General features: G+C 42.1%; 19 protein-coding genes. 10 read left to right on the forward strand and 9 right to left on the reverse strand.

Features of this window, described 5'->3' with window-relative positions; translation table 11 throughout:
* Window positions 1-99: 99 nt before the first annotated feature.
* Complete coding sequence (locus tag J3P37_RS00310; protein WP_256008982.1) at window positions 100-582, reverse strand: hypothetical protein; 483 nt, start codon at window positions 580-582, stop codon at window positions 100-102.
* A gap of 179 nt (window positions 583-761) precedes the next feature.
* On the opposite strand from J3P37_RS00310, the gene J3P37_RS00315 reads away from it, so the two are divergent.
* Together J3P37_RS00315 and J3P37_RS00320 are read left to right on the forward strand one after the other, a co-directional pair.
* Entirely contained in the window at window positions 762-1229 is a 468-nt protein-coding gene (locus tag J3P37_RS00315; protein ID WP_256008983.1) for an FKBP-type peptidyl-prolyl cis-trans isomerase, read from the forward strand.
* 6 nt (window positions 1230-1235) lie between these two features.
* Window positions 1236-2228 (forward strand): FKBP-type peptidyl-prolyl cis-trans isomerase, encoded by a 993-nt coding sequence (locus J3P37_RS00320; protein WP_256008984.1) that lies wholly within the window; start codon window positions 1236-1238, stop codon window positions 2226-2228.
* Window positions 2229-2279: 51 nt separating this feature from the next.
* On the opposite strand, the gene J3P37_RS00325 is transcribed toward J3P37_RS00320, so the two are convergent.
* Both J3P37_RS00325 and J3P37_RS00330 read right to left on the reverse strand, forming a co-directional pair.
* Window positions 2280-3593: a cryptochrome/photolyase family protein gene (locus tag J3P37_RS00325; RefSeq protein ID WP_256008985.1), complete on the reverse strand. Its 1314-nt coding sequence runs from the start codon at window positions 3591-3593 to the stop codon at window positions 2280-2282.
* Window positions 3571-4488 carry a TIGR01777 family oxidoreductase gene (locus tag J3P37_RS00330; RefSeq protein ID WP_256008986.1) on the reverse strand — a complete coding sequence of 306 codons (918 nt, stop codon included), beginning with the start codon at window positions 4486-4488 and terminating at the stop codon, window positions 3571-3573. Before J3P37_RS00330 ends, J3P37_RS00325 begins: the two co-directional genes overlap by 23 nt.
* Window positions 4489-4520: 32 nt before the next feature.
* Between J3P37_RS00330 and J3P37_RS00335 the strand changes: the two genes are divergently transcribed.
* Window positions 4521-4868: a (2Fe-2S) ferredoxin domain-containing protein gene (locus J3P37_RS00335; RefSeq protein WP_256008987.1), complete on the forward strand. Its 348-nt coding sequence runs from the start codon at window positions 4521-4523 to the stop codon at window positions 4866-4868.
* A gap of 2 nt (window positions 4869-4870) precedes the next feature.
* Here J3P37_RS00335 and J3P37_RS00340 read toward each other — a convergent pair whose 3' ends face one another.
* A complete protein-coding gene (locus tag J3P37_RS00340; protein ID WP_256008988.1) occupies window positions 4871-5299 on the reverse strand; it encodes a CBS domain-containing protein in 429 nt (142 codons plus the stop codon).
* A gap of 198 nt (window positions 5300-5497) precedes the next feature.
* On the opposite strand from J3P37_RS00340, the gene J3P37_RS00345 reads away from it, so the two are divergent.
* The 4 genes from J3P37_RS00345 to J3P37_RS00360 all read left to right on the forward strand — a co-directional run bounded on the left by J3P37_RS00345 (window position 5498) and on the right by J3P37_RS00360 (window position 11990).
* On the forward strand, window positions 5498-6772 hold the full coding sequence (locus J3P37_RS00345; RefSeq protein WP_256008989.1) for a DASH family cryptochrome: 1275 nt from the start codon (window positions 5498-5500) through the stop codon (window positions 6770-6772).
* Window positions 6773-6867: 95 nt separating this feature from the next.
* Window positions 6868-9660: a 2-oxoglutarate dehydrogenase E1 component gene (locus J3P37_RS00350; RefSeq protein WP_256008990.1), complete on the forward strand. Its 2793-nt coding sequence runs from the start codon at window positions 6868-6870 to the stop codon at window positions 9658-9660.
* Between the two features lie 26 nt (window positions 9661-9686).
* Window positions 9687-11204, forward strand: a complete 1518-nt coding sequence (gene odhB / locus J3P37_RS00355; RefSeq protein ID WP_256008991.1) for a 2-oxoglutarate dehydrogenase complex dihydrolipoyllysine-residue succinyltransferase — start codon at window positions 9687-9689, stop codon at window positions 11202-11204.
* A gap of 81 nt (window positions 11205-11285) precedes the next feature.
* Window positions 11286-11990, forward strand: coding sequence for a DUF2490 domain-containing protein (locus tag J3P37_RS00360; protein ID WP_256008992.1), 705 nt, complete (start codon window positions 11286-11288; stop codon window positions 11988-11990).
* A 39-nt stretch (window positions 11991-12029) separates the two neighbouring features.
* Here the strand turns inward: J3P37_RS00360 and J3P37_RS00365 are convergent, their stop codons facing one another.
* Window positions 12030-13685 (reverse strand): M1 family metallopeptidase, encoded by a 1656-nt coding sequence (locus J3P37_RS00365; RefSeq protein WP_256008993.1) that lies wholly within the window; start codon window positions 13683-13685, stop codon window positions 12030-12032.
* 95 nt (window positions 13686-13780) lie between these two features.
* Here J3P37_RS00365 and J3P37_RS00370 point away from each other — a divergent pair, with 95 nt between their 5' ends.
* The 3 genes from J3P37_RS00370 to J3P37_RS00380 all read left to right on the forward strand — a co-directional run bounded on the left by J3P37_RS00370 (window position 13781) and on the right by J3P37_RS00380 (window position 17527).
* Window positions 13781-14938 carry a GNAT family N-acetyltransferase gene (locus tag J3P37_RS00370; protein ID WP_256008994.1) on the forward strand — a complete coding sequence of 386 codons (1158 nt, stop codon included), beginning with the start codon at window positions 13781-13783 and terminating at the stop codon, window positions 14936-14938.
* 61 nt (window positions 14939-14999) lie between these two features.
* Window positions 15000-16403 carry a dihydrolipoyl dehydrogenase gene (lpdA, locus tag J3P37_RS00375; RefSeq protein ID WP_256008995.1) on the forward strand — a complete coding sequence of 468 codons (1404 nt, stop codon included), beginning with the start codon at window positions 15000-15002 and terminating at the stop codon, window positions 16401-16403.
* Between the two features lie 101 nt (window positions 16404-16504).
* Window positions 16505-17527, forward strand: a complete 1023-nt coding sequence (locus J3P37_RS00380; protein WP_256008996.1) for an acyltransferase — start codon at window positions 16505-16507, stop codon at window positions 17525-17527.
* A gap of 166 nt (window positions 17528-17693) precedes the next feature.
* On the opposite strand, the gene J3P37_RS00385 is transcribed toward J3P37_RS00380, so the two are convergent.
* From J3P37_RS00385 to J3P37_RS00400, 4 genes are all read right to left on the reverse strand, one after another.
* Window positions 17694-20873, reverse strand: a complete 3180-nt coding sequence (locus tag J3P37_RS00385; protein ID WP_256008997.1) for an efflux RND transporter permease subunit — start codon at window positions 20871-20873, stop codon at window positions 17694-17696.
* 102 nt (window positions 20874-20975) lie between these two features.
* Entirely contained in the window at window positions 20976-22040 is a 1065-nt protein-coding gene (locus J3P37_RS00390; RefSeq protein ID WP_256008998.1) for an efflux RND transporter periplasmic adaptor subunit, read from the reverse strand.
* Window positions 22041-22044: 4 nt separating this feature from the next.
* Window positions 22045-23379 (reverse strand): TolC family protein, encoded by a 1335-nt coding sequence (locus tag J3P37_RS00395; RefSeq protein WP_256008999.1) that lies wholly within the window; start codon window positions 23377-23379, stop codon window positions 22045-22047.
* A 20-nt stretch (window positions 23380-23399) separates the two neighbouring features.
* Window positions 23400-24089, reverse strand: a complete 690-nt coding sequence (locus tag J3P37_RS00400) for a TetR/AcrR family transcriptional regulator (RefSeq protein WP_256009000.1) — start codon at window positions 24087-24089, stop codon at window positions 23400-23402.
* Window positions 24090-24125 lie beyond the last annotated feature (36 nt).

Below are 24125 nucleotides of genomic sequence, written 5' to 3' on the forward strand. Positions count from 1 at the left end.
ATTTATAAATCCCGAAGCAATATCATAGGATCTGTGATCCGCATAAAAGAGAAATGGCTTGATATCTAATGTCAAGCCATTTCTCTTTATTGTTGTTAACTAGAACGTTATCCTTACCGATAAGCCAACACCCCGCGGGTCAAAATCAGTATCTGGAGCCAGTTCAAGAGCAGGTTTCCAGTCGAGTGAAAGGTTGATCGGTGCGCCGTCGAATTTGTAATCAAGACCCAGCACGCCATCAACGCTTAAAAGAAGATCATTGTCTCTATCACGCCAATCATTTTTGTAGTCCACACTACCAAGGGTACCACCGCCACCATAATACCATCTTAGGCCGGGAGCTCCCTGAATCGCATTGTGTACCTCATACAGACCGGTTAAACGAAATTCGGAATAATTGCTCCTGCTACGAATATTGAGGATGAAATCTAAAGCTCTATCTGACTGAAGGAAGGTTTTAAATGTAACGCCATAAGCATCTCCAAGCCTCACACCCAAAGCGTTTTTATATTGAGCTTTAGTAGATGTAGAAGCAAACATTAAAAATGATGCGAATAGGATTGATAAGAATAATTGTTTCATAAACTTGATAAATTTGATAGAATACAGTGCAAATCTAGTATTGTTTGAGTATTTTCTTACGCGGGTTTATAAAATGAATCTTCAGTCCTGCGTTATTTAACATTTTTTAGCGTTTATGTTGTCTTTTCCGGATGAGAGAACTATGAAATTTTATGTAAGTTTGTGTCCTTAACGAATAGATGAAAAAGGTATTATTTTTAGCTTTGGTTCTTATTGCCTCACTTACTTCCTGTAAGAAATCAGAGCCCTACGATGCTGCTAAACAGTTGCAGATCGATGAACAAATAATTAAAGATTTTCTGAAAGCAAATGATCTGAACGCTTCGCGTGATACTTCAGGGATTTATTATATAGTCACCAGGGGTGGTTCTGGGAATGTGAAATATACGGCTTCGACAGAAGTCAAAGTGAAGTATACGTTAAGGCTGTTAGATGGAACCGTCATTCCACAGACGACAGAACCAGTAAAATTTACGTTGGGAAACGTTATTCCCGGATGGCAAATAGGAATCCAGAAGATCCAGCCAGGCGGTAAGATCCGCCTCCTTGTACCTTCTGTGTATGCCTACCAGCAGCAAAGTCAGGGTGGAATCCCTGCAAACGCTGTGCTTGATTTTGATATTGAATTATTAGAGATTGTATATTAATTAAAGATGAAATTGAATCTGAATACCGGATCTATATTAGTTATCTCAGCCTTACTGCTTTGTTTTGGCTGTAAAAAGGAATACGAAAGTATAGAAGAACTGGATGAGAAGAACATAGAAGAATATATCACGAGCAATAATTTGCAGATTGAGACCAGTAATGGTATTCGTTATCAGATTATTAAACCAGGGACCGGAGCCGACTTAACATACAAGGAAGTAGTGCCGGTAATTTTTACCGTACGATCTTTAGACGGGCAGTACGTGTCTTCTGATACGTTTTCTACCGGGAATCGTTATGGAGCATTTGGAGCAAACACCTATTACGCGGGTGTTGTGCCGAGTGATTTTCTTGGGTACTTTGGTCGTGAGAAACGTTATCCTGAAGCTTTAAAGACTGCCGTAGTTGAGATCCTTAAAAAGAGAGGTGGAGAGATCCGGGTGATTGTTCCTTCAAGAGAGGCCTATGGCAGAAATGGGCTGGGTACTATACCTGGCAATGCTTCGCTTGATTACTCTATAAAAGTGCTTAACGAGAATGATATTGTCGCTTATGATGACGAAAGTATCAATAAGTATATGCAGGCGAATGGTTTAACCGGCTTTTCATCGATGAAGGTCAATGTAAGAAATCCGGATCGTGCCGGTACCACAGATTCCGTTGAAACGAAGCTTTATTATAAAATAAATGATGCGGGCAGCGGAAGCCCCATAACCTTAGATTCTACAATTACAGCCGAATATACAGGCAAGTTTTTCAACGGACAGGTGTTCGACCAGGCAGCAAGTTCTAATCCGGCAAGCTTCCTTTTGTCGAATGTTATACCTGGCTGGCAAAAAAGTATCCCGATGATTAAGGGTGGCGGAAGTATCCGGCTACTTATACCTTCGACGCTGGCCTACGGCTTTGCGGGAAGCAGAAACGACTATGGTACTGTTACTATCCCAACGGCCTCGTGTCTTGATTTTGAAGTTAAAGTTACTGATGTAGCGCCGTAGAAGACAACGAAACCTAAAGTAAATAAAGCTGCCGAAAGGCGGCTTTATTTGTTATTGGAGAGCCCGTTTGTAGGCTTCAAGGGCCCGCTCGCGGGCGAAACGATGTTCAACTATGGGTTGAGGATATGAAAACGGCTCATCAAATTCAGGGATCCACTTCCTGATATATTCCAGGTGCGGATCGAATCTTTTTGTTTGCAGATCCGGACTGAATACTCTGAAATAAGGTGCTGCATCATTGCCAGTTCCGGCAGCCCATTGCCAGCCGCCTACATTACTGGCCTGGTCGTAATCAATAAGTTTTCGTGCAAAATAGGCTTCACCCCATCGCCAATCTATCAGAAGGTGTTTACAGAGAAAGCTTGCTGTGATCATCCTCACCCGGTTATGCATCCAGCCAGTGGCGTTCAGTTGACGCATCCCTGCATCAACAATGGGATAGCCGGTAGTTCCTGTGCACCATGCTTCAAACTCCTGTTCATTGTTTCGCCAAATTATTTTGTCAAACAGTTTTTTGAAAGAGGAGTGAGCCGAATACGGAAAGTGCCATAATATCATCGCATAGAAATCGCGCCAGATCAATTCTGACAGCCAGGTTTTGTCATGAGCCTGAAAGGCAGCTCTTGCAGCCTGGCGTATACTTATAGTGCCGAACCGTAGGTGCACACCGATGAGCGTTGTACCCGCCACTGCAGGAAAGTCGCGGGTTTCTTTGTACTTTTCAATGATTTCCTTGTAATCCTGCAAAGGAAATGTTAGCGAGCTCGTTGTGAAGCCGAGATCTTTTAATGAAGGAATGTTTCGGCTTTCATCCTGACTAAAATTGTTATGGTATCTATTACATGAATAAGCTTTAAAATGAAACTCATCGTTTAATTTTTCAAGCCATTTGCGTTTGTAAGGAGTAAAAACCGTGTAGGGACTGTTGTTTTCTTTAATTATTTCGTCTTTTTCGAAAATAAGATGGTCCTTAAAGGAATAAAAAGGGATTTCATGACTTTTCAAAAGCGCACTGATTTCCTGATCACGACTTCTTCCATACGGCTCATAATCATTGTTTGTAAAAACGGCTCGTACATTAAACTCCGCAAGGATCTCCTGCCAGGCAAGTGCGGGTGTGGAATGTTTTACAAGCAAAGAGGATCCCAGCATTCTTAGGTCGGCATTGAGTCTATCAATAGCTTCGTAAATATAGCTTACCCTGGCGTCGTCTTTGTCCTCCAGCTTGCTTAGAATGAGCTGGTCAAAGATAAAAAGAGGCATCACCGGCCATTCCGATTTAAGCGCATGATAAAGTCCGGCATTGTCGTCTAATCTCAAATCCCTTCTGAACCAGAACAGGCTAACTGCTTTTTTCTCCAGCATAGATGTTTTTTAAAGCTTGATCTATTGTGTCAAACTTAAACCGGAAACCGGCCTCTTTGATTTTACCATTGGATGTTTTGGTGCTGTTTAATACGATAGCGCTCATGTGTCCAAGAATGACTCTCAGGATGAATGCAGGAACTGCGGGTGCCCACAGGGATTTATTTAAGTGTGAAGCAATGGCCCTGGTGAGGTCAATATTGGTAAGAGGATTACTTGTGGCAGCATTGAATGCACCAGTCAGAGTTTCGTTTTCGAGCGCAAAGAGATAAAGTGCTGTAATGTCGTCGAGATGTATCCATGGCATCCATTGTTTACCCGATCCAAGTGATGATCCCATACCTAGTTTTACCGGTTTATCCATTTTTTGCAAAGCACTAGCAGCGTTAGACAGCACTACTCCGGTTCGTAATTTTACCACCCTCAGGCCCTTAGCTTCGTCGACAGCTCTCTCCCACTCCTTGCATGTGATTGCTAGAAAATCGCTGCCCGGACTGCTTGTTTCAGTAAGAATTTCATCGCCGCGGTCGCCGTAGATGCCAACAGCAGATGCTGAAATAACCGACTGTACCTGATGTTCGGGATGCTTCTCGAGCAGATTATAAATTAGCCTGATGGATTGGGTCCGGCTTTCGATGATCTTTTTCTTTCGATCATTTGTCCAGGGCCTGGCGCCGATGTTTTCTCCAGCAAGATGAACAATAGCTTGTACGCCCTGAATACAAGCAGTGTCTATCTCGTTTTCCTCAGGGGCCCAGCGGAAAACTTTTACCCCTGGTATAGCCCGGTGGTTTCGACTCAAATGAAAAACCTCATAACCACTTTGCAATAAAAGCTCAGTAAGTGATTTTCCGATTAAGCCGCTTCCTCCGGTTATGAGAATAGTTTTTTTCATTTCCTTATAAGGATATTGCTACTTTTGGTGATATGCTATATACCAAACACGTTTTTATTTGTACTAACCAACGCCCGGAAGGTTCCAGGGTAAGTTGTGGTGAAGGTCATGGATTGGCACTGGTTGCTGCATTTAAAAAGTTGATCAAAGACAAAGGATTGAGCACCGAAATCCGGGCACAAAAAACAGGATGCCTTGAGGCCTGTGAGGCAGGGCCCAGTATCGTTATTTACCCTGAGGGTGTTTTTTATGGCAACGTTCAATTGGACGATGTTGAGGAAATCGTGAGTGAGCATCTTGAAAATAATAGGGTTGTTGATCGATTAGTAATGGACTTTGATAAACTACCCTGGTATTTGAGAAAAAAGGAGAACGGCTAAACTCAACTGCTGATATAGTTCTCCAGCTGCTTAATGGTGGCTTCTTGTGCTTCCATAATGCATTTTACCAGGTCGCCAATTGAAATCATACCGGTGACTTCAGTGTTTTCCACCACTGGAAGGTGCCGGATATGGTTCTCTGTCATGATCTTCATGCATTCATCAATAGTTGTATTCACCGTTACAGTCATTACCTTACGGCTCATTACATCCTTAATGCTGGTCTCTCTTGAAGCTTTGCCCTGCAGGATGATCTTGCGGGCATAGTCTCTTTCGGTAAAGATGCCAAGGAGTACTTTGCCTTCTGTTATCAGAAGAGCACTTATGTTCTTATCCATCATTACTTCAAGTGCTTCGTACACTGATAGTTCCGGGCGGACAGAAAAAATGCCTCTTTTTTTGTTTTGAAGAATATGTTGTACTGTTTTCATAAGACCATTGGTAAGTAGTTTAAAGATAAGGTTTTTTCCGTATAATCAATAGGAGGCCCGGAAAATTTAGACAGTGCCGGGCAGAGTTTGCTTGTTAATACTTTATGTCTAATGGATGTAATTATTAGAATTGAAAACTTGTTAACGATAGAGTAATCGCGGAATTTTCAGTAATTTGCGAGCCTTACTAAAGGCTTTATGAGTGGGAAGACCATCCTTGTTTGGTTTCGTAACGATTTAAGGATTCATGACAATGAAATTTTGCTTGAAGCAGTAAGACGGGCAGAACAGATTGTGCCTGTTTATTGCTTTGATCCAAGGTACTTTGAATTATCCAGGTACGGTACCAAAAAGACAGGTGAATTACGGGCTAAGTTCCTTTTGGAAAGCGTAAACGGATTAAGGGAATCTTTGAAACAGCTGGGAGGAGAACTGATAGTTAAAGTAGGGCGGCCTGAGGATATCCTGCCTGAAATCTGCTCTCAGTATGAAGTCGCAGAAGTTTATCATCACAGAGAGGTTGCGTCGTTCGAAACAGATATATCTGCAATAGTTGAAGAAGCTCTTTGGAAAAAACAAATTAATCTTAAACACTTTATCGGACATACCCTGTATCATAAGGAAGATCTTCCTTTTCCGATAAAAAATATTCCGAACGACTTTGCGGCGTTCCGCAAAAAAACCGAAAGAGACAGTGTTGTAAAACCTTGTTTTGATACTCCTGGATTTATCAGGATCCCGGAAAATATGGAAACTGGCGATCTGCCTTCATTTTCGGATCTGAATCTGGATGAAGAACTGCTGCATGAATCCGAGCAGGGCTTTATAGGGGGCGAGCAGGAGGGATTACAGCGCCTGAACAAGTTTTTATTTACTGAAGAGCCAAAAGTAAAAGGCAGCCGAAACGCCATGTCCACTTCCAGACTATCACCGTGGTTATCTCTGGGCTGTTTGTCTTCACGTGAAGTTTATTGGGCTGTTAAAAAGCATAAGAGCCGTCAGCCGGTCAATGATACTGCTTCGAAGTTGATCATTGAGCTTCAGTGGAGAGACTTTTTTCGGTTTATGCTTAAAAAGCATGGCAGTTCAATTTTGGATGATAAAGAAACGGGACGTGACTTAAGCGAAAGCGAACTAAAAAACTTCGAAAAATGGCGGGACGGAAAAACCGGAACAATTTTAGTTGATGCCTGTATGAAGGAGCTTGTTTCGAGTGGGTATTTAAATGACAAAGTTAAGCAATACGTATCCTCTTTTTTGGTTAAGGAACTAGGAGTTTTTTGGAAAGCTGGTGCAGCTTTTTTTGAAGAAGTGGCGATAGATTATTCTCCTGCGAGCGACTGGGGAAACTGGGCTTATATTATTGATAGCGAAATTATGTCGATAAATCGCCCGTTGACCATAAAATCTGATGAAATTGCTGAAGATTTTGGAGTGAAAAGATGGTTTTCCGAACTAACTAGTCAGAATTAAAATAGAAAACATTAATAAATCAGAAAAGTTTAAATAAGTGGCTTATTATAAGGTTAAACTTTTATTTTTGCCGCTACCTTTAGAATTAAAAATACATGGATAATTTGTCTTATCTCAGTAACGCAGATTCAGCTTATATAGATTCACTTTACCAGTCATATCAGGAGGATCCTGAATCAGTAGATTTTGGCTGGCAGAAGTTCTTTGAGGGCTTCGACTTTGGTCGGGGTTCGGAGGCTAATGTCGCAGGCGGTGAAACCCCTGAACACTTCCTTAAAGAAATTAAAGTGTTAAACATGATTCACGGGTACCGTGACAGGGGACATTTGTTTACTAAAACAAATCCTGTACGGGAGCGCCGGAGATATTTTCCAGGAAAAGAACTTTCCACATTTGGCTTAAGCGACGCCGATTTGAATACTGTATTTAATGCAGGTGTTGAGGTTGGCTTAGGTCCTGCCAGACTCAAAGATATATTAAATCTTCTCGAAGAAACTTATTGCCAGTCTATTGGTGCAGAGTTTACTTATATCCGCAATCCGCAGAAAGTAAAATGGTTTCAGGACAGGATGGAAAAGGAGCGCAATAAGCCTCAGTTCTCCATTGAAACTAAAAAACGTATCCTTAAGAAACTAAACGAAGCTGTTGTATTTGAAAACTTCCTTGGTACAAAGTTCTTAGGTCAGAAGCGATTTTCATTAGAAGGGGCTGAAGGCGTTATTCCTGCTCTCGATTCAGTTATTGAAAAAGGTGCGGACCTGGGTATTGAAGAGTTTGTGATTGGTATGGCGCACCGGGGGCGTTTGAATGTGCTTGCCAATATTATGCACAAAACCTACAAAGATATTTTTGCAGAATTTGAAGGTAAGGGTTATGATGAAACCAAACCTTTTGATGGCGACGTAAAGTATCACTTAGGTTTCTCCACAGACGTAACAACTGATGCGGGGAAAAAAGTGCACTTAAGCCTTTGCCCGAATCCTTCTCACCTTGAAACGGTGGATCCGGTGGTGGAAGGTATCACCCGCTCTAAGATCGATTTCAAATATGCTGGTGACAATACGCGTATTGCACCTATCCTGATTCACGGTGATGCATCGGTGGCTGGCCAGGGTATTGTTTACGAGGTTTTGCAGATGGCTAAATTAGACGGTTATAAAACCGGCGGAACCATTCACCTTGTAATTAATAACCAGGTAGGTTTTACTACCAATTATAAAGATGCCCGTTCATCTACTTATTGTACAGATATTGCCAAAGTTACACTTTCTCCGGTTTTCCACGTGAACGGCGATGATGTGGAAGCTTTAGTTTACGCGGTTAACATGGCAGTTGAATATCGTCAGAAGTACCATAATGATGTGTTCATCGATGTCCTGTGTTATCGCCGCTACGGGCATAACGAGTCTGACGAACCTAAGTTTACTCAGCCATTATTATACAAGACCATTGAAAAACACCCTAATCCAAGGGAGATTTATAATAAGAAGCTGATGGAGCAAGGAAGCGTTGACGCCAACCTTGCTGTAGAAATGGAAAAAAGCTTTAGGGCTTTACTTCAGGAACGCCTGAATGAGTCCAAAGAGAGCAATGTCTATGAGCCTAATCCAATGTTCTCAGGAGCCTGGTCGGGTATTCGGATGTCTGTTCCCGGCGACTTTGAAACTAAAGCAGACACTAAAGTTTCTGAAGAAACCTTGCTGAGTGTAGCTGAAACCTTAACCACTTTGCCGAAGGATAAAAAGTTCTTCAAAAAGATCGAAAAACTTTTCGACGACCGGAAGAAAATGGTTGAGAATCGTACGTTCGATTGGGCAATGGGTGAGTTAATGGCCTACGGAACATTATTAAATGAAGGTTTCCGGGTTAGGTTAAGCGGTCAGGATGTGGAACGCGGTACGTTCTCGCATCGTCACGCAGTGGTTAAGATGGAAGATTCTGAAGAGGAATTTATCCCATTAGCGGAAATAAAAAGCGGTGGCGCCCAGTCTAAATTTGATATTTACAATTCACATCTTTCTGAATACGGAGTGCTTGGATTTGAGTATGGTTACGCTCTAGCTAATCCACAGTCGCTTACCATCTGGGAAGCGCAGTTTGGAGATTTCTTTAATGGCGCCCAAATCATTGTCGACCAGTTCCTGGTAAGTGCCGAAACGAAGTGGCAGCGCTCAAACGGTTTGGTGTTACTATTGCCGCACGGTTATGAAGGCCAGGGTCCAGAGCACTCTTCAGCCCGCGTTGAGCGGTTCCTTGAGCTGTGTGCCAACGATAATATCCAGGTAGCGAATATTACCACTCCAGGTAATTACTTCCATTTGCTGCGTCGTCAGCTCAAGCGCGAATTCCGTAAGCCATTGGTTGTGTTTACTCCAAAGAGTCTTTTACGTAATGCCAATTGCGTATCTAACATTGATGAATTTACTCAAGGCTCTTTTAGGGAAGTTATTGATGATACTTTTGTATCAGAGGGTGATGTTAAACGTGTGTTGTTTTGCACTGGTAAGATCTACTATGATTTGCTGGAGAAACAACAGGCTGACCAGCGTAAAGACATTGCTATTGTGCGCGTAGAGCAATTGTTCCCTACTCCATATACTCAATTAAGAGAGTTAAAAGCCAAATATACGGGTGCTGAGTTTTTCTGGGTTCAGGAAGAACCTGAGAACATGGGTGCCTGGCCATATATCTGCCGCAAGTTCAGAAAGTCCGACCTTAACCTGGAAGTCATCTCACGAAAAGAAGCCAGCAGCACTGCAACTGGCTATGCTAAACAGCATATCTCCCAACAGATGTATATTGTTGGCAAAGCGTTTGAAGACAGAGCGGGCAAAGAGGTTGAAAAGGCAATTGTAAAAACGACTAAAAAAGTTGTAAACGTAGATTAATCGTATCACCAAGAATATAAAAAACTATGAGTTTAGAGATCAAAGTTCCGCCGGTAGGCGAATCAATTTCAGAAGTAACCTTATCCCGATGGATAAAAAAGGATGGTGATCATGTTGAAATGGATGAAGTTATCGCTGAACTTGAATCTGATAAAGCCACTTTTGAGCTTACAGCAGAAAAAGCAGGAACACTAAAAACTATCGCACAGGAAGGCGATACATTAGAAATTGGTGCTGTAGTTTGTACAGTAGAAGAAGGCGGATCATCATCAGCTTCGGCTGCACCACAAGCTGACGGTATGTCTGCATCAGCTGCGCCGTCTTCATCTGCGGAAACTAAAACCGTAGAGGTAAAAGTTCCGCCGGTAGGCGAGTCTATAACTGAAGTAACACTTTCAAAATGGTTGAAGCCTGAAGGTTCTGTGGTGGCTATGGACGAGCAAATTGCAGAGCTAGAGTCAGATAAAGCTACTTTTGAGCTTACTGCAGAAGTTGCTGGTGTATTAAAGTACGTAGCCAGCGAAGGAGATACTTTAGAGATCGGGTCAGTAGTATGTTCTATTGAGTCGGGAGCAAGTGCAGCTGCGCCGGCTAAGGAAGCGCCTGCTGCTTCGGAAGCTAAGCCATCTGTTCAGTCCGATAGATCATACGCTGCTGGTACTCCATCTCCATCGGCAGCTAAAATACTTGCTGAAAAAGGGGTTAACGCCAGTTCCATAAGTGGAACAGGTGTTGGCGGACGTATCACCAAGGATGACGCTGTTAAAGCGGAAGTTAAGAAAGCAGAACCTGCAAAATCAGAAAGCGCGAAAACGGCTCCTGTACAGGCAGCAGCTCCGGGCGCCAGAAATGAGCGCAGAGAGAAAATGTCTGGTCTACGCAAAACCATTGCGAAACGTTTGGTTACTGTTAAAAATGAAACGGCAATGCTTACCACTTTTAACGAAGTGGATATGAAGCCTATCATGGATATCCGTGCGAAGTACAAGGATAAGTTCAAAGAAACACACGGTGTTGGTTTAGGATTCATGTCTTTCTTTACCAAAGCGGTTTGCGAAGCCATGAAGTCATTTCCAGCAGTAAATGCACGTATCGAAAACGAAGAGATCGTATACAGTGATTTCGTGGATGTCTCGATCGCGGTATCAGCACCTAAAGGTCTGGTTGTCCCGGTTATCCGTAATGCAGAGCAATTGTCTTTAGCTGGTATTGAATCGGCTGTAGTGGCCCTTGCAGGAAAGGCGCGTGATAACAAGTTAACTATTGAAGAGATGACTGGTGGTACTTTCACGATCACTAATGGTGGGGTGTTTGGCTCAATGATGTCGACGCCGATCATTAATGCGCCTCAATCGGCTATACTAGGTATGCATAATATCGTCGAACGCCCTGTGGCTATTGCAGGCCAGGTAGTTATACGTCCTATGATGTATATTGCATTGTCTTATGACCATCGTATCATCGACGGTCGCGAGTCTGTTGGTTTCCTTGTTAAGGTTAAGCAATTGCTCGAAGATCCAACAAGATTGTTGCTAGGGGTTTAATCCTGTTTATAAAAAAATAAGTAATTTCGACCCGTCCCCATTGGAGACGGGTTTTTATTTTACACCAAATACACACGAATTATGAATCGATGCTTTAAAATAGCTTTGGGAGCTATTTTACTTTTCCCTTTTTCTGCTTTCTCTCAAACGGTTGAGCAGACAGGCTGGTTGGCCTGGTTTAACAGCTACAAACTTAAAGAACGCTGGGCCATGCATTTAGATGTACAATTACGAAGCGCAGACGACCTTGATTACTCCAGAAACCTTTTGGTTAGGCCAGGATTAACCTACCACATTAATCAAAATCAAAACGTAACTGCAGGGTATGCCTGGATTGAAACATTTGATAATCCTGATTTGAGTACTGACAAGAATTTAACCGAACACCGCATATGGGAACAATATGTTTTATCCTATAAGCTTAAAGGACTGCCATTGACACATCGTTTTAGACTGGAGCAGCGTTTTATTGAACGGCCTGCCGAAGACATTTTTTCACAGCGTCTTCGATACTTCGCCAGGGTAATGGTGCCATTCAAAAAAGACAAGGCTGCATTCAACAAAGGTGTATTTGCTGCGCTTCAAAATGAGGTGTTCTTAAACCTGCAGAATAAGAATAAATTGAATGACAAGGTCTTTGACCAAAACCGGGCTTACGTTGCCATTGGTTACCGGGTTAACCGGAGGTTTGACCTTGAAGCCGGCTATCTTAACCAGTATGTTGATGGCTTAGGTTCAAACACTGTCAATCATGCCGGGCAGCTGGCATTATATACGAGGTTCTAGTGCTGAGTTATAAGTTGTAAGTAAGTATTACGCTCCTTATTATTTTATAACATCAATATAAAAGTTATCGGTGTCAACCTGTATCGAAGATACAGCGCCCTTGAAATTAAGGTTTCGGGCCTTATTACTTGCCGGGTAAATGAATTGCCATTCATCCTTGCCCGGCAATTTAATTTTTACGGGCATATCAAAATTGCTCACATCTGCTTTCCAGCGGTATGAAATGGTGCTGGCACTGGCCCTCCTAATTTCCAGGGTAGGTATGGTAGCATGATTTAAATATTGCTCAAATACCTTAGTAAGGTTTCTTCCCGACTTTTCATTTATATAAGATATAATCTCTGCGCTTGTAACTGTTTTTAGGCCAAAAGTGTGATTGAGGCCCTTGAGAATGTTTCTCCATTTATCGTCGTCATTAATAATCGTACGTATGCTATGTAAAAGGTTGGCACCCTTAAAATACATGTCGCCAGAGCCTTCATTATTGACATTGTAGGAACCAATGATAGGACCGTCATTTTTAATAGCCGATCGCTCGCCTTTTATATAAGCAGCTCCTGCTTTTTTACCTTTTAAACATTCAACAAATAAACCCTCAGAATAAGTGGTAAATGCTTCATGGATCCAGAGATCTGCAAAATCTTTAGCCGTAATATTATTGCCGAACCACTCATGTCCTGATTCATGTATAATGAGGTAATCCCAGCTCAAGCCAAGCCCGGTTTTTGACCAGTCGCTGCCCTGATAGCCTTTTTGATACTTGTTTCCATAGGCAACGGCACTTTGGTGTTCCATACCAAGATAAGGCGATTCAATAAGCTTATACCCGTCACGATAGAAAGGATAGGGGCCAAACCAGTATTCAAAGCATTTCAACATGGTTCTAACATCTTTGAAATGCTGTTTTGCTTTCTCCAGGTTTTCGCGGAGGACATAATAATCTAGTGAGAGCTTCCCCTCTTCTCCTTCATAAGTGTCAGAAAAGTGCGCAAAATCACCAATGTTTAAAGTTACGTTGTAATTATTTATGGGATAAGACACGAACCAATTAAACCTGGTGCTGCCATCGGCCTGGACCTCTTTGGAAATGAGGCGACCGTTACTGATGTTTTGAAGACCCCGGGGAACGGTGATGCTGATCAGCATACTGTCAACCTCGTCACTTTGATGATCTTTGTTTGGCCACCATGAGCTGGCACCCAGACCCTGGCAGGCTACTGCTACCCAGGGAGCCCCACCCGAGTCTTCGGTAAAAATAAAGCCTCCATCCCATGGAGCATTCGGCGCTATAAGAGGATTTCCTGAATAAAATACAGTCAGTTCTTCTATTGCACCTTTTCTTATCAATTCAGGAAAATCTACAAATATAGCATCGTATTCTGTTGTGAAATTCAGTTTTCGACCTTTAAAGGTTATTTGTTGAATTTCAAAATTATCGAACAGATCTACCTGCAATTTGTTGAAGTCCCGTGTAGCAGTAAAGCGTATAAGGTTTGATCCGGAGATATATTGCTTGTCAACGTCGACTTTCACATCAAGATGATAATAGTTTACATCAAAACAGGCGCGAAGTGGGCTAAGAGTTCCGCGGAGCGAGTCGGCGCGTGTGAAGGTTTTAGAGCTTGAATTGCTTTGCGAAAAGGTATGCAGACTGAAAAGAAGCAGGAGTAATAATAAAAAATTAAATCTTTTCATTTTTTCGAACGGTAGATTATTGAAAACGGTTAATAAACATCTAAATTGTCCCCAATTTTTCAAATAAAATTAACGATTAATATCAGAGACCTTAAATGAAGATAACAGAAGTTCAAAATAGTCAGGATGAAAGAGATTTTTTGGAGCTTCCATTGTTTATTCATAAAGATGATGCAGCATATATACGCCCTCTCGATGAGGATGTTACAAGTGTTTTCGATAAAGAAAAAAATAAGCTTCTTGTAGAAGGCAAGTGTATACGCTGGATACTCATTGATGGGGACAAGGTGATAGGAAGAATAGCAGCCTTCGTCGATCCATCAACAGCGTATAGCTCAGAAATCCCGACAGGAGGAATCGGATTTTTTGATTGTATCAATGACAGGACGGCCGCTTTTATGCTTTTTGATGAGGCTGTAAATTGGCTTAAAAAGCAGGGGATGCAAGCCGCTGACGGCCCGGTTAACCTGGGAAGCAGAGAACGGTGGTGGGGTTTGCTGGTGGATGGGTTTCATCCACCCTGTTATTGTTGCAACTACAATCCGCCGTATTACCAGGAGATGTTTGAAGAATACGGATTTCAGCTTTACTTCAAGCAATACACTTATATCAGGGATGTCCATGAACCACTGAAGCCAGTCCTTAAGGCGGTTGCTGAACGCGTGAGCCGCCATCCTGAGTATACGTTCAGGCCATTTAGCCTGGATAACCTGGACATGTTTGCAGAGGACTTCAGAACTATATATAACAAGGCCTGGGTGAAGCACGAGGGAGTAGGTGAGATGAGTTTCGAACAAACCCGGAAACTGATACATTCATTAAAAGCGGTGATTGACGAGCGGATTATTTGGTTTGCTTACCATGATGAAAAGCCTATAGGGTTTTTTGTGAGTATTCCTGAGTTAAACCAACTGTTTGTAAAGTATGTTAATGGTCGTTTGGATACTTTTGGAAAACTAAGGTTACTCTATAATAAATGGAGAGGGAACACTAAATCCATGTATGGCTTAGTGTTTGGAATAATTCCGGAACATCAGAGAAAAGGGGTAGAAATTGCCTTGATTTCTGCGGCGTCGGATGCCATGCGTAATAAAGTGCCCTATAGTAATATCCAAATGAACTGGATTGGAGACTTTAACCCGAGAATGATGCATGTTGCTGAACAAATTGGCGCAAGAATTTACAAAACACATCACACTTATCGGTATTTGTTTGACAGAAGTAAAGAATTTGAAAGGCATCCGGATATATAATTCATTTTCTTTTTCGAAAGAGCATTAATCCGTTAACTTTGGGCGTACCAAAATCATTCCCATGCAATACGACGTTACAGTTATAGGCAGTGGTCCGGGCGGATATGTAGCCGCAATCCGTTGTGCCCAGTTAGGACTTAAAACAGCACTTATTGAGAAATACAGCACTTTTGGCGGAACCTGCCTTAATGTAGGTTGTATTCCATCGAAGGCGCTGCTGGATTCTTCAGAGCATTTTTATAACGCAACTCATACATTTAAAACACACGGTATTAATCTGAAGGATCTTAGCGTTGATCTGCCACAAATGATTAAACGGAAAAATGAAGTAGTTGAGCAAACAACAGGAGGTATTACTTTCCTGATGAAGAAAAATAAAATTACCACGTATCAGGGCGTAGGCTCTTTTGTGGATAAGAATACGATCAAAGTTTCAAAAGCAGAAGGTGCAGAAGAAACCATCAGTACAAAAAATGTGATCATTTCTACCGGCTCAAAGCCAACAGCGCTTCCTTTTCTTCCGATTGATAAAAGCCGTATCATTACTTCAACCGAAGCCTTAAACCTGCCTGAGGTGCCAAAACACTTAATCGTAATTGGTGGAGGTGTAATCGGGTTGGAATTAGGTTCTGTCTATGCTCGCTTAGGTGCTAAAGTTACGGTAGTTGAATTTATGGATGGAATTATCGCCACCATGGATAAAACGATGAGTAAGGAACTTCAAAAATCCCTTACGAAGCTTGGATTTGATTTCCTGTTAAGTCATAAGGTTACCGGTGCGAGTGTAAAGGGAAAAAAGGTTACCGTTACTGCCGATAGTCCTAAAGGTGAGAAAATAACTATAGAAGGCGACTATTGCATTGTTGCGGTAGGAAGGACAGCGTATACTGAAGGTTTGGGTCTGGACAAGATAGGTATTCAGTTAGAGGAACGTGGGAAAAAGATCCCGGTAAATGATCACCTCGAAACACCTGTTAAAGGTATTTATGCCATCGGAGATGTAGTTCGCGGGGCAATGCTTGCCCACAAAGCTGAAGAAGAAGGAGTTTATGTTGCAGAGACTATTGCCGGGCAAAAGCCGCACATGAACTATAACCTGATTCCTGGTGTTGTGTATACCTGGCCCGAAGTTGCAAGTGTTGGATACACAGAAGAGCAATTAAAAGAACAGGGTAAAAAATATAAATCCGGATCTTTTCCATTTAAAGCGAGCGGTCGTGCGCGGGCCAGTATGGATATAGATGGTTTAGTGAAAGTATTGGCCGATGCCGAAACAGATGAGCTCCTGGGTGTTCATATGATCGGGCCACGTGCTGCAGATATGATTGCAGAAGCAGTTGTCGCTATGGAGTTCCGGGCTTCGGCTGAAGATATCGGTCGTATATGCCATGCGCATCCTACATTTACAGAAGCCTTCAAAGAAGCAGCTCTAGCTGCCACTGAAAACCGGGCTCTGCATATCTGATTTCGCTGCTGATATTAATAGTTAAGGCTCTGGTTTTCCGGAGCCTTTTTTTATAGTAATTGTCGTGCTCAGATAGTCTTTTATTGAGCTGTAATCACCGTATGGGATATTCTAAAAGTACCTGGCCTGATAACTTGCGTGTAGTGGCTACCATAAGTATGGTACTGCTTCATATCGTTGCTCCTATTTTGCCTAAGTTTAATGTTGTCGGGAATGTGTTATGGCATTCTGGGAATATGCTGGATAGCATGTTAAGATTTTGTGTTCCGGTGTTCGTGATGTTGTCCGGAGCTCTGTTATTTCAAAAAGAGTATACGCTGGGTGAATTCATGCGCAAGCGTTTATTCAGAGTTATAATACCTTTTCTGTTTTGGAGTTTGATCTACATTATTTACAAATTGACCAATAGCCGGTTGGAATTTCAGTCCGCCGGGCGATTTATCGCCAACCAGCTGATACATGGGGCCTCCTATCATCTCTGGTATATTTATATGATCATAGGACTGTACTTGTTTATTCCTGTTTTGGGACCATGGATCCGCGCTTGTTCAATGAACCAATTAAGGTACTTTCTTTTGATCTGGATTATTACCTTATTCTTTAATCTGCCGTTGCTTGACAACTATAAACCAACATTCCAGCTTTCTTATTTTTCTGGTTATATAGGCTACCTGGTGCTTGGATATTATTTATCACGAAGAAAATATGTCGGCAAAGATTGGCCGGTACGGTTGCCGCTTGGCCTGTTCTTCGCAGGTGCTCTGCTTACTGCAGCAGGAACTTATTTTATAACGAGCCAGGGAGGAAAGTTTTCGACTATACTATACCGATATCAGACCCCGAATGTTATGATCAGTTCTGTCGGCATCTTTATGCTTATTTCTAACTATAAGTTTAGATTCTCTGTTTCAGAAAGAGTTCGCAATTTTTTGTGTAAGCATAGTTATGGTATTTATCTTAGTCATGTACTGATCCTTACAGAACTTAATAAACTTGGGGTAAACTGGTCTTTAATTAATCCCCTGGTCGGAATCTTGCTGACGCTCATAGCCTGTTTGTCAATCTCGGGCTTGATCGTCTGGCTGCTTAGCAGATTGCCTTATGGCAAGTACATTGCGGGATAAAAACCTACACAAAAAAGGGGATGCTCTCCAGCATCCCCCATCACTCTCACTCAATTTAAACTAACCAGTTCAATTATCTTTGATGCCGGGCATCTTTTATTTTTTTACACTAACCAGTTCAATTATCTTTGATGCCGGACATCTTATATTTTTTTCACTAACCAGTTCAATTATTCTTAATCTCGAGCATTTCATATTCTTCGTCCATGATCTCGCCTGTATAAGGCTCTTCCATGAGTGCTTCGATGTCATGCGACTCTTTATTTCTTGTTACTTTCTTTATGATCTTGTCAAAGGCTTCGTAAACAAGTGGTACAATGATCAGGGTAAGGAATAAAGAACTCACCAATCCCCCTATAATAACCCATGCCAGACCATTTTTCCATTCGGCGCCTGCACCCTGTGCAATCGCAATAGGAAGCATACCGATCACCATCGCAATTGTCGTCATCAGGATCGGGCGTAACCGTGCATGGTTGGCTGCAATAAGCGCCTCACGGACAGATTTACCTTCCTCAATCTGCTGATTTGTAAAGTCTACCAGGATGATTGCATTTTTTGCCACCAAACCAATCAGCATGATCAATCCCAATATGGTAAAGATATTCAGCGAGTTGTTTGTTAAAGCCAATGCCAGCAATGCCCCAATAATTGACAGCGGAATGGAAAATAATACAACGAACGGGTGGACATAATTATTGTATAAGGCAACCATAATTAAGTAAACCAATACAATTGACATCAATAAGGCAATACCCAGGGTTCCAAAACCTTCAGATTGATTTTCCATGTCACCACCGAAGATATAACTTACGCCTGCAGGACGTTTCAGATCTTTGATCTTAGTGTCAAGCTCAGAGAAAATAGTACCGGAAGGTCTACCCACAACCTGAGCCTGAACAGACACTTTCGTAGTCTTGTCCTGACGCTCTAACTGAGACGGTCCTGAGCTTTCGTTAACTGTGGCAAACTGATCCAAACGTATTTTTTGTCCGGAGCCATTAATAAAGGTAAGCTCTCTTACGTCATTTATGCTTTTCCGGTTAAAGTTATCCAGCCGGATATTAATATCGTACTCATACTCACCCTGACGAAATTTGCCATCAGTATTACCGTTAAAGGCGGTCTGCATGGTTGCACCTACGGTTTGCAGGTTTAAACCAAGTGCCGACATTTTATCGCGGTCTACCTGAACCTTCACTTCCGGGTTACCACCTTCAACAGAAAGCTTCACCTCTGTGGCGCCGCTGATGCCCTGAAGTTGCCCTTTTACTACGTTAGCAAACTTTAATACACTGTCAAGCTCACTACCTCTTACGATAACCTCAACAGGAGCTCGTTCTGCGCTACCCAATATACTTACAGGGGTAGTTTTTACTTTGGCTCCTACAAGAAGCGGGGCCAGTTCTTTTTTGATCTTTGCAGCGTACACGTCTGCCCGGTCTGCCCGGTCTTTTCTGTCAACCAGGCGCACGGTGATCTCCGAAGAATAAGCTGGGGACTGTTGCGCACCTGATCCATCACTGGATTGACCAACGGTTGTGATTAACCTTACGACTTCAGGTTTTTTGCTGAGAATACCTTCTGCTTTGGTAGTAATCAGGTTTGTTTGTTCGATTGAAGCATCTTTAGGTAATTCAATCTGAACAATAAACTCACCCCTATCACTTTTTGGAAAGAATTCAGTACCGATGTACCCTTTTCCCAATAGTGCAAATGATGCAAATAGCAAGACCGCGGTACCAAAAAGCACGGTCTTTTTATGCCCAAGCGACCATGTTAAAATATTGGTGATCCATGCTGTGAACTTGTCAAGGCCCCTTTCAAAGCTCAGAATGATCCGTCCAAAGAAGTTCTTACCTTCAATATGTTCCAGTTTCCCAAAGCGCGATGAAAGCAGGGGAACGATGGTAAACGAGGTCAGTAAGCTTAAAAGCGTTGCGATAATTACCACCATACAGAACTGGCGAAGGATGTCGGATACCAAACCTGTACTGATTGCGATGGGGAAAAACACTACCACGATCACCAGCGTGATGGATGTTACGGTAAATCCAATTTCCTTGGTAGCTTCATAAGCTGCCCGTACCCGGTTCTTGCCCATTTCCATATGACGGTAAATGTTCTCCAGTACCACAATAGCATCATCCACCAGAATACCAACTACCAGGGATAATCCAAGAAGAGACATCAGGTTAAGGGTGTAGCCAAGCATGTTAATTCCGATAAATGTGGCGATCAGTGAAGCCGGGATCGAAACCATTACTATGGCCGCGTTACGTAAGCTATGAAGGAAGAATAACATTACAAATGCTACCAGGATAACCGCGATAAATAAATCGTGGATAACTGCGTCAGCAGATTCCAGTGTATAAACCGAGCTGTCGTTTGCGATGGTAAGATCCAGGGCAATATTAGCATAATCTGATTTTAGAGTTGCTATACTCGCTTTAACACCTTCACTCACAGACACCGCATTGGCATCAGACTGTTTGATGATCTGCAAAGCGATAGAAGCCTTACGATCAACACGGGCAATTTTTTCAACGTCTTTTTGAGCATCCTGAACGTCGGCAATATCGATCAGGCGAACCTGTATGCCCTCTCTGTCGGAAACGATCAGATTTCTTAATTCATAAACCGACGCGTATTTGCCCGCAAGACGCACAAGGATGTCGCGGTCTTCAGTCCTGATACTTCCTGTAGGGAAATCAAGGTTAGACGATTGAATCGCCTGTTGTACAGAAAGTAAAGACAATCCGTACGCTTCGAGTTTGTTTTCATCTATATTTACTTGAATTTCACGTTCCCGACCACCGATAATGTTCACCTGGGCAACACCTTCCACCCGGGAGATGCTTGGTACGATCCGGTTTTCAACAAGGTCGAAAAATTTAGCATCATCCATTTTGGCTGTAGCTGACATGGTAATGATAGGGAGATCATCCAATGAAAACTTATTCAGTGAGGGAGGATCAACGTCATCCGGCAACTCGGATAAAATTGAATTGACCTTACGTTGTGCATCATTAAGAGATATGTTTACATCGGTCCCTGTCTTTAGCTGGATGGTAACTAACGATAAACTCTCGAATGAGGTTGCCTGGATCTTTTTAATGTTCTCCATAGAAGACACCGCATCCTCGATCTTTTTCGTTACGGTATTTTCCACTTCGCTAGGAGAAGCTCCCGGATATATTGTTGATACTGAAACCACTGCCGGTGAGAACTTTGGAAGCATCTCGTAGTTAAGTGATTTGTAGCTTATTATTCCTAACAAAGTCAGCACTGTAAACAGTACCACAACTATGGTTGGTCGTTTTATTGATATTTCAGCTATCTTCATTTTTTCTTTAAGTTTTAAGTATTATGTTTTAAGTTCTAAGTTCAGTATGCACAGCGAATTTTAAGGCGCCCATATTTATAACTTACAACTTATCACTTAGAACTATTTCACTACCTGCACTTCAGTGCCATCGACCAGGTTGATCTGTCCACTGGTGATCACCGTTTCACCTTCTTTAATTCCGTCCAGCACTTCAACACGGTCTCCAAGGATCCTGCCCGCCGTAACCTGGCGCTCCTTTGCCTGGTTGTTTTCAAGTACATATACCTTATTGCTATTTACACTGCCAACAAACGCAGTACGTGGCACTGTTAAGGCCGCATTCTGTTTGGGGAAGTCAAATACCGCGGTTCCGTACATCCCTGCTTTTAGCTGGCTGCCTGAACTGTTGCTCACTTCAACTTCAACAGGGAAGTTCAAGCTGGCATCAGCCTTAGGTGCGATGAAACTCACTCTTCCGCCGAACGAGCTGTTCGGGAATACGTTCGATTTTATCATTACCCTGTCGCCCATTCTCAGGTTTACTACCTGGTTCTCATTAGCGGTAACCTTAAGCTTAAGTTTGGATACATCCACAATTTCAAATAGTTGCGCACCGGGGTTTACATAAGAGCCTTGTTCGATAAAACGCTTATTTATAATACCAGAGATCGGTGCTTTAATATTTGCGTCGTTTGATTTACGGCTTGCAGACTGAACCTTTGATTTTTCGGTTTGAACTTTGAGGCGTGCATTGTCTAGCTCCTGCCGTGTAACACCTCCCGTTTTGAATGAACTTTCATAGCGTTCAAGATCACGTAAAGCATTCTGATAGTTTGCCTGTGCTGTTTGTGCATCAACGTCAAGAAGCTCGTCGTCAATGCGGGCAAGGACCTGCCCTTTGCTGACCCTTGAACCTTCATCCACCAGGATCCTTGTTACACGTCCTGAATTCTCAGCTGAAAGTGTGAGATCCTGATTCGAAGCAAAAGTGCCATTAGAGCTGAAATCAAGATTGATATCAGATTTCGCTACTTTTTCAACATTTACAGCAACTGCGCCAGTGCTTCCTTCGGCTACAACAGCTGTAGTTTCCGCATTTTTCTTTTTATTTTTTTGTAATACCGCAATTATCAATGCCAGCGTTGCAAGAACTGCCACTATCGATATTATACCTTTCTTTGTCATCGTATTAGTTTAAGAGTGATTTTATGTTTCCGTTCGATTTTATTAGCTGTATTTCAGCTACTTTATAATTCAATAAGGCCTGTGAGTAATTGCTCTGTGCTGAGGTAAGAGCGTCTTCAGAATTGAGAAGATCGGTTAATGTTGCCAGCCCGTTATTGTAATTGTTTTGAGTGCTGTTATAAATTTCCTGGGCAAGCTTAACGTTCTCGTTTTGAGAGTTTATAGTGTTTAAGCTGTTCCTGATCTTCAATTTTGCATTTTCATATTCCAGGTTAAGTGTCTGAGCAGTGTTGCGGATATCCTCCTTGTTTTTTTGAATTTCAACTTCAGCCTGTCTTACTCTGGAACGGGTTGCGTTGCCATTAAAGATGGGTATACGTAATGTTAAGCCGATAGAAGAAGCATCATACCAAATGGCGCTTCCCCCTGACCTGTACAAATCGAAAGCATCACTTTGTCCTGTAGACGTGAAGTTTCCGGTTAAGGCCAGGCTTGGATAATACTCAGCTTTATAGGCTTTCTTCTGAAGATCAAGTAAATTTTCCTGAGTTCTAATCAGCTTGTATTCTATGCGATTAGATAGATTGATACTATCCTGCAACTGAGCAACCGTCGATATGGTCGACAATTCTATTTCAGGAATAATAATAGTGTTTTCTACCGGCATACCAATGTTAAACTTAAGAGTGTTTTCCTGCTCGGTTATGGCGGTAGACAATTTCTCTCTTTCAATACTTAAATTTGAAATATTCACCTTCACGCGATCGAGATCAATCTTCTTAGCCAGGCCATTTTTGTATTTCGAAGCAATAATACTCTCGGTTCTTTGGGCGTTTTTGATGTTTGTCTCAATAACGGCAAGCTGTCTTCTGTTAACCAAAACCTGGTAATAAGCTGCAGAAACCTGTTCAATGATCTGCTCTTCACTCAAATTTGCACTCAGGTTATAATAATCTTCACTGGCTTTTGCCGCTTTTAGTCCTGTAAAAACCTGCTGGTTAAAAACTTGTTGATTTAGCTGTACACCTGCTGACGAGTTCCATTCCCGGCCCATTTGAAAAACCTGGTCCCCAACTACCAACTGACCGATGACAGGATTATAAGTCAAATTGCCTGTACCGGAAATCTGAGGCAAAGCTTCAGCTCGTATCTCCGCTACTCTGTGTCGTCCATTCTCAATGTCGAGCTTGGCCTTGCGTACCGTGGCATTGTTCTGAATCGCATAATTCAATGCATCTTTTAATGTCAGGGTAACAGTTTGTGCATTCGCCAGGCTCCCGCTGAGGATCGCCAGCAGCACCAATGCTACCTTTATCGATTTAAAATTTTTTGTGTTCATTGTTATTATATTCGTGATGTTTAGTTTTTTAATCCGTTCAGAAAGATCTCCGTCAGAGCTTTCTGCTTCGTTAATACTTCTTCAAAGCCTTTGCTCTCCGGCATCAGTTGCTTTTCCTGTTTCCCCATCACGCACATACCCAGACCGATTATGGAGTCCATATAGAGTTCCGCGATTTGTTTGCTTTCATTAGCTTTCAATTCGCCTCTCTTTATACCAGTCTCAAAAAGATCTTTGATAAGGACATTTTCTTTTTCCCTGGTCTGCTGCATAAGTGCTTTAATCCCTTCGTGGTTAAGGTTCATATCCGAAGGCGTATCACCTATATGGAGCATAAAGTATTTTTTGAAGAAGATTTTTCTTAGTTCAATAGTCTCGTTTAGTGCTTCCTGCACTGTCGCGCTTTTGAGTATTATATGTTCAAGCCGGGTAAAGAACTCATTGAAAATTCTCTCTGCAACAGCAATCACCAGGCTGATCTTGTCGGGGAAATAATAGTAAAGCGATGGCTTCGAAATCGCCAGGTCCTCTGCTATATCATTCATAGTCGTTTTATTGATGCCGAAATGCGCAAAACGCAATAAGGCCTTGTCTAAAATCAACTCCCGTTTTTTATCTGCAGCTTCTATCACTTTTACCTTTCTACTTTTAGACTGTTTGACTTTTTTAATTAAATAGTCAAAAGTACAAACAATAGAAATTGCAGTCAATAGAAATATTGAAAAAGCAATGGTAAGTCGTTAAGA

The sequence above is a fragment of the Desertivirga xinjiangensis genome (genome assembly GCF_024436435.1).
Lineage (GTDB): Bacteria > Bacteroidota > Bacteroidia > Sphingobacteriales > Sphingobacteriaceae > Desertivirga > Desertivirga xinjiangensis.